The following is a 7114-nucleotide window of genomic DNA, read 5'->3' on the forward strand; positions in this document are numbered from 1 at the left end:
TGATAATAATTACAGAAGTACTTTAGCAATAAATTAATAAGTTTTTACTTGTTTTTTACCACAGTACTTTGTTGTGCCCAGTTTTTATTTTCTATAAATTTCTGAATAGTCTTATCAATCCAATCATAATCATTCAGTTCTTTTAGTTTGTCTAATAATTCATTCGGTATGTTTTTAATTCCGATTAATGTTCCTGCAATTTGACCTGCAATAGAACAATTTGTGTCTGTGTCTCCACCAAGTTCTATAATCTGTTTAAACATTTCACTTAATCCAATTACGTTTACTTTACTAGCAAATGCTATTGCTAAAGGAACAGAATTTACCACATAACCATCATTTCCTAATTTTCCGATTTTTGACAAATCACAATTTAAGTTATCAATCTCAATTATTCTATCTCTAACTCTTGTATCAGGAATTGCATTTATTATTATTTTGAGTAAGTTCTCTTTGCCAGTCCAAGTTCCATTTATTATAGATTGAATAGCAATAATTATACTTAATGAACCTACATATGCTTCATCATTTTGATGAGTTATATTACAAATTTCTTTAATTATGTTCCTTGTAAGTTTAGATTCAAAACCTAAAGGTGCAATTCTCATCGCTGCTCCATTTCCAGCAGCATATTCTCCTTTTCTGCCAACTAAATTCCAATGTCCACCAACTTCTAATTCTTGCATTGCCTTTAAAGTACTTGCTCCAATTCCTGTAATTTTTCCTGCTTTATAAAAACTCAAATATTTTTGAGCAAAGAATTTCGCATCTAATATTTTATTTTCAGAAATTGTCTCGCAAGTTGCAATAGTAAGTTGTGTGTCATCTGTTATTCTCCATTCAGATGTTTTTATTTGAGGTTTTCCAAATGGATAATATGTAGTATCAGAATTATTTTCTTGAGTATTATTTTCATACGCACTTCCATAAGCATCTCCAATTGCTCCTCCTAAAATACAGCCTATAAATCTTTCAGAAATGTTCATTTTTTAATTGGGCACAACGGTCTAGTATATGGTTTGTTGCGTGTTGTTTGCACGTAATTTAGCAAATAATAACGGAATAGAAAAGCCGAAGGGCTTTTCGTGAGTAGGCCAGAAGCAGCAATAAATTATATACATTGTTGGCAGCAGGTTTTATTTTTTTATTAAACAGCCGTTATACTTGCGAAATGCTGATAAATTTATTTTTAATCGTACGTTTTTAAGGAACGTAACTCCAGGAATTGTTTAATTTTTTCATTAATAATTCTAGAGTCAGATTGTTTTTTTGCGCACAGTTCAGACGTAAGTTTTGATTTTTTTTTTAAGAATCAGATTATTAAATTTAATTTTTTCTGCGCAATCTTGAAATTTTTGGACTTAAAAAACAAGAACAGAATAGAAGAGGAAGAAGGAAAATTGTAGATCGGCATAACTTGCTGCCAACGTTGTTGTGTATGATTAGTTGCGTGTTTTAAGCATTAAATTTAGTAAATAAATCACAGATAGAAAGTCCGCGAGGACTTTCGTAAATTGGCTAAAAACAAGCAATTAATTATACACGGTGTTAGCCACAGTACTTTTATCTAACAATCTCTAATATTCTTTCCTTTTCAGACCATTTTATTGGTTCCTTAGTTACTTTTTCATTAAGTAAATCCAACATACTGTTCAATTTTACGGGATGATAACCATCTGCTTGGTCATTTATGATAGATATTTTTTCTCGAATAAAACTTCTATATTTTGATTTTTCTGAAATTTCAAAATTTACGATAGTTTTTCTCAAATCATTTGCAAAATAATAAGGATTACTTCCTGTAACATAAGACACTAAAAATATGTCAGAGTTTTTAGTAATTAATGCATTAAATTTTATGTTCTGAAAATCGTCTAAAGACTTTCGAAGTTTAACATTGTCTTTATAATTGACTTTTAAAAACGTATTAGCATCTGTTCTGAATGTTTCTCGTTCTTTCTCTTCTTTTTCATCTTTATATTGAATGCCTAAAGAATTTACTGCTCCAACAACAAAGTTGGCTAAATCAAATACATTTGCAGGAATATCTCTCGGATTCGAGCAAGTTTTATAATAGTGTAATGTTCCTGCTTTATCTGAAGTTGTAGAAATTCCAAAACTCTGTTGATAATAAGTAAAAATACGTTCAATTATATCATTTGATTCTTCACTAATATTAATATCATAGTAGTTCAAATCAGTCCAACCAGCATCAGAAATCACGTATTTATCTTTAATTTGTTTTATGAATACTGAAACAAATTTATTGTTTAAAGTAGAAAATGGCGTGATTATTTCTAAACTCTCACCTCGCAACTTGTAAGTTGTAAGAGAGCAGAAGTCATCTTTTATTGTTTTAAATATGTCTAACAATTTATCCATTCCGCTAATCTAAAAAATCAATTCCATTTAATGGGTCAGTCTTTGGTTCAATTTCAAATAATTCTGGCTCATTAACTTTTATCTCTGGGTATTCTGTTTTTCCTTTAGTTTTGATATTAGTTTCTTGGAAAAAATGACTAATTCCAAAATCCAAATTATCAATAATTGCTTGAGCGTCTTTCTCGCTTTTTAAAGTTTTACTCTTATAAGCAAATTCTTGTCCTTTCTCATCATATGTGTTAAAATGTGGTGTTGTAATTATTTGTTCCGATAAAGGTAATTCTGTTTTATTTCTATGAGCAGGACCGTCTGAATCAAATCTGAAATATGGTTTTTCTGTGAAATTCGGACAATGTAATTTAATTCCGTATTTATATAATGATTGTTTCTTTTCAACTATCAAAGTTATATTCTCATTAATTGTAGAATGGTCAATTTTTACAGATTGTTTCAACCAATCTTTATTATTTTTTTTCTCTTCTAAAACAATTGGATTGGTAACGAGATTTTTTTCTTCATACGATAACTCTTGAAAATACTCATAATTATCTCTAACATCTAAATTCAGTTTACTCATTCGGTTTTTTCGTTTTTCGTATTGTGGCTAACGTTTATGTATAAGGAAAGTTGCGTGTTTGTGTGCGAGGATTTTCCGAAGGAAAATCAGAAGCTAGCAAACGAGCAACTAACTTTGGTTTAGCTAAAACTAGCAATTTTTTTTATACGGTGTTGGGCTTAGTTTTTTATTATTCATATCCGTGTTTTTTCTTCCAATCCGAGATGTCAATTTTCTCAATTTCCTCTAAACGTTTTTGCTCGTAATTTTTTATTTGATAATTAATGAAAAGAAACCAAGCAAGAAAGCTCAATACATAAATTATTGTTTTTTGCTTGAGCATTACTATATAATTTTCTTTTTTTAAATGGCTAAAGGATTTAAAACGATAACTCCCTTTGATAAAATAATATGGCGCAAAAAAGAACAATTCAATTAGTTCCATTATTCCATATTTTGCTGTTTTATTTTTATCAAAAGATGTTTTTTGTTCATTATCTAGAAGTTGTTTATAAACTTTTTCCGCATCGTAGGTTGAGTCCGAATTGTTGTTTTCTCCAGTAAATTTGTATTTTTTAATGAACTTACCATCATTATTGAAATAAGATAATAATATTTCAGTCAATTGATTTATAGAAGTAGGAGCTTTGTCAATAACAAATTGCTCATTGTCTTTTTCGTAAATAGCTGCAAGTCCGTCTTCGTTCAAATTTCCACTAACCTCAACCCAGTCGTAATCATTTTTGCTCAGACACACTTGATGAAATAGATTCCAATCAATAGAGTTCATAATATTAAGAATGTCCGATTCAGATGGGTTTTCTTTTTTTAGGTTTTCTTTTGAACCATAATCAGATAAAACTAATAATTCCATTCTTTTGTAGGTAGTGTTTTTAATTAAGCCCAACGTTGTTGTATAAGCTTTGTTGCGTGGTTTAAGCAGTGAATTTACTAAATTAATCACGAACGGCGAAATTCCGAAGGAATTTCCCAAGTGAGCCAAAACCAGCAATAAAGTTTATACGGTGTTGTAAACAGTGCTTTTAATAATTTTCAATTTCGTATTTATAGTTATCAAAACTGTAAAATTTAAAATCTATTTTTTTCTTTTCCGCCATTTTTTGTAAATCCGATATTTTGAATGTCAAAATTGTATCTCTTGATGTTCCAATTGTTTGTTCAGTATATTCATTTTTAGAATATTTAAAAATTTCTATCCAAGGATTTTCTCGTTTAGCATTATAATGTAGGCTTTTAATTTTTCGTCCTTTATTATCTAGATAAGTTGTGTCGATTAGAATCATTGCATTTTCTTCCTTGGGGTTTTTAGTCGGAAACATTTCCCACGAATGAACTTTAGTTATTCTGATTTTCTTTAATTTTTTAATTTCTCTTATAAATCTTACACTCGAATCTGATTCAAAACGTGTCTCTTTTTCAATTCCGGTATTTTTGTCAAATTCAAATTTAGAAAAGGAACGAATGACGCAAGTATCCTGTTGCTTGAAATAATCACAAGATTCTTCAAGTATCCGTCTGTTATTTTCGTATTCAGTTTTTGTAATTCTATTACTTCTCGCATTTCCAGCTCCTTTACTTAAAACCTTATTTCCATTTTTATCAAATTCAGTCGTTTTCCTTAAAACAAATTCATTTCCTTTTTTTTGATATTCAAGAATTGATTTTATTTTTGGTGAACAGCTAAATAGAAGTCCAAATATTGTTACTATTATTATCGTTTTTCGCATTGTTTACAACGTGTTTGTGTATGATTTCGTTGCGTGTTTTGAGTACTAAAGTTAGCAAATAAATCACAGATAGAAAGTCCGCGAGGACTTTCGTAAGTAGGCTAAAACCAGCAATGAATTATACACGGTGTTACCTGCCGTGCTTTTTATCATAATACTCTTTCAAAATCTCCCATTTTCCGTGTTGTCCTATTGACCATATCAATAAACCAATCCTTTCGTCATTTTCATTTTTTTCTATTAATTCCACAGCTTCTTTATCGGAAATTTCAAAATTATTTTTTGCTGTTACATAAGAGTAAGAAATCTCATCAATTTCTTTTAATTTTCCAATTAGTTCTGGTTTTATTCTTGTGACTTTTAAAAATAGTTTACTTAATTGATAATCATTACAACTCTCAAAAAAAGTATTGAAATTCTCGTAAGCAAATTCGTCCGAAAAGCTTTTAAGAAGAAACCATATTAAATATTCATCTTGATATTTTTTAAAACTTTCAATTAACTTTTTTTCGTAGTATTTGTCAAAGTCATTCTCAATTTGGCGATATGCTCTTTTTCTTAATTGAGCATATGTAGAGTTAAGTAATTCGTTAACAACTTTCCGTTTGTCTTTTTTCGGAAGATTTTCGATAATTAATTCTAAAGAATAACCACAAGTCGCTCTGTGTTTAAACTTTTTCAAGCTTAAGAAGCCTAATAATTTTTTAATTAAGTTATCGTGAATTTTTTCTTTTTGAATTCCTATATCTTTTGCAATTTTTTTGGCAGTCCATTCTCTAATCTTTGCATCATTATTAAATGTAGGGTCAAAAAAATCGACTGATTCTTGCGAGTTTAAAGAATTTATTAAAGCCAAAATAATAGAGCGTTCATCATAATTCAGTCTATCTGCACTTGTTATTGATTTAAGATATTCAATTTTATTCATTCTATAGTTTTTTCGGCATTGCAGGTAACGTTTATGTATAAGGAAAGTTGCGTGTTTGTGTGCGAGGATTTTCCGAAGGAAAATCAGAAGCTAGCAAACGAACAACTAACTTTGGTTTAGGTAAAACTAGCAATTTTTTTTATACGGTGTTAGCAACTGGCTTTTATTCTTTCCGAAATTCGGTCATATTCTTTTTCTCCGAGTTCCGATATGATTTTCTCTTTATTTGACTCAAAAATATTCTTAAAATTTAGAAATACAGTTGAGTTTTTATTCCAAAATTCAGTTGGTATTTTTGAAACAGAATCTAACAAATCTCCCGCATATAAATCTCCTTCTATAACTATATTCTGTTCAAGTTTTTCTAATGCTATTCCAATTAAAAATTCAATTCCTATTTTTTGAGAAATCAGAAGCCTTATTTGTTCAACACTTAATTTCGATATTTTAATTTTTCTGTATTCAAAACATCTTTTAATCAGATTGGTCGGAAATTCAGATTCCTCTTTCCAATAATCATTTTCCAGCTCTTCAATCGATTTTGAATTAGTCCTCATTCCAAACTTTATTAAATTCTAATTCGGTTATTTCAAATTCAGAGAATTCGTCTAAATCTAATTCTTGGTCTCCAAGTCCGCCAAAGTCATCTTCCATTTTTGTTTGGTCATATTTCAATATTTTTCCGCTTGCATAAACTTCCATTTGTTTGGTCGGAAGTCCAGAATTATCGGTTTCAAAGTACCAAATAGATTTTCCCCAATCATCAAATTCATCTCCACGTGATTCTTCCCAATTTCGTTTGTAGTACTTCATTTTCTTGGTTGGTTCAGCTTGTTGCTAACGTTGATGTGTATGGTTAGTTGCGTGTTTAAGCAACTAATTTAGCAAATAAATCACAGATAGAATATTCCGAAGGAATGTTCGTAAGTCGGCAGTGACCTAGCAATTAATTATACACGGTGTTGGCTGTAGTTTTTTCTTTTCCATCTTTATTATAAACTCTTTATCCAATCTCGATAAAATAAATCCTGTTTTTCAGGACTTATACTTTCAGAAATATCTTCATATTCATAAATATTGACAACAGAATCCATTTCCGCCTGTTTTCCAAGTTTTAAAAAATATGCTTTTGGAACAAATTTCATCATCGGTGAAGGATGAACATTTATCAATGCTCCTTTACATTTCAAATCAACATTATCGTTTATTAATTTCGTTCTAAATACTTGAAACGTTGCAAAATGAAATTCGCCCGAAACTATTATTTTTTTATCATTAAGTTCACAAGAGATCGTAATTAAATCTTCGTTTTCATCTTCTACGATTGAAACGTTTAATTCAAATTCGTTTTTTGTATTTATATCAAATGTTCTAAAAATCATTTTCTTTCAGAATTCATGGATTCAGTTTTTTAATTACAGCCAACGGTCTTGTGTATGGTTAGTTGCGTGTTTCAGCAACTAATTTAGTAAACAAAAACGAACGCGAGAAAATTCCGAA

Annotated in this window: 9 protein-coding genes; all 9 read right to left on the reverse strand. The window is 29.5% G+C overall.

All coding sequences use genetic code 11. The annotated features are described in order from the left end of the window. Positions 1–44 precede the first annotated feature (44 nt). The 9 genes from HSX10_RS18260 to HSX10_RS18300 all read right to left on the reverse strand — a co-directional run bounded on the left by HSX10_RS18260 (position 45) and on the right by HSX10_RS18300 (position 6996). Complete coding sequence (locus HSX10_RS18260) at positions 45–986, reverse strand: ADP-ribosylglycohydrolase family protein (RefSeq protein WP_173589693.1); 942 nt, start codon at positions 984–986, stop codon at positions 45–47. Positions 987–1563: 577 nt separating this feature from the next. Further along, complete coding sequence (locus HSX10_RS18265; protein WP_173589694.1) at positions 1564–2382, reverse strand: hypothetical protein; 819 nt, start codon at positions 2380–2382, stop codon at positions 1564–1566. A 4-nt stretch (positions 2383–2386) separates the two neighbouring features. After that, on the reverse strand, positions 2387–2959 hold the full coding sequence (locus tag HSX10_RS18270; protein WP_173589695.1) for a hypothetical protein: 573 nt from the start codon (positions 2957–2959) through the stop codon (positions 2387–2389). A 169-nt stretch (positions 2960–3128) separates the two neighbouring features. Then, positions 3129–3812 (reverse strand): hypothetical protein, encoded by a 684-nt coding sequence (locus tag HSX10_RS18275; protein ID WP_173589696.1) that lies wholly within the window; start codon positions 3810–3812, stop codon positions 3129–3131. Between the two features lie 169 nt (positions 3813–3981). Beyond that, on the reverse strand, positions 3982–4686 hold the full coding sequence (locus HSX10_RS18280) for a hypothetical protein (RefSeq protein ID WP_173589697.1): 705 nt from the start codon (positions 4684–4686) through the stop codon (positions 3982–3984). Between the two features lie 130 nt (positions 4687–4816). Further along, positions 4817–5614: a hypothetical protein gene (locus HSX10_RS18285; RefSeq protein ID WP_173589698.1), complete on the reverse strand. Its 798-nt coding sequence runs from the start codon at positions 5612–5614 to the stop codon at positions 4817–4819. A 149-nt stretch (positions 5615–5763) separates the two neighbouring features. Further along, positions 5764–6171: a contact-dependent growth inhibition system immunity protein gene (locus HSX10_RS18290; protein WP_173589699.1), complete on the reverse strand. Its 408-nt coding sequence runs from the start codon at positions 6169–6171 to the stop codon at positions 5764–5766. Beyond that, positions 6161–6427 carry a hypothetical protein gene (locus HSX10_RS18295; protein WP_173589700.1) on the reverse strand — a complete coding sequence of 89 codons (267 nt, stop codon included), beginning with the start codon at positions 6425–6427 and terminating at the stop codon, positions 6161–6163. The genes HSX10_RS18290 and HSX10_RS18295 overlap by 11 nt, the downstream gene beginning before the upstream one ends. Before the next feature lie 179 nt (positions 6428–6606). Next, entirely contained in the window at positions 6607–6996 is a 390-nt protein-coding gene (locus HSX10_RS18300; protein WP_173589701.1) for a hypothetical protein, read from the reverse strand. Positions 6997–7114: the final 118 nt, after the last annotated feature.

The sequence above is a fragment of the Winogradskyella undariae genome, assembly GCF_013285155.1.
In the GTDB taxonomy this organism is placed as follows: Bacteria; Bacteroidota; Bacteroidia; order Flavobacteriales; family Flavobacteriaceae; genus Winogradskyella; species Winogradskyella undariae.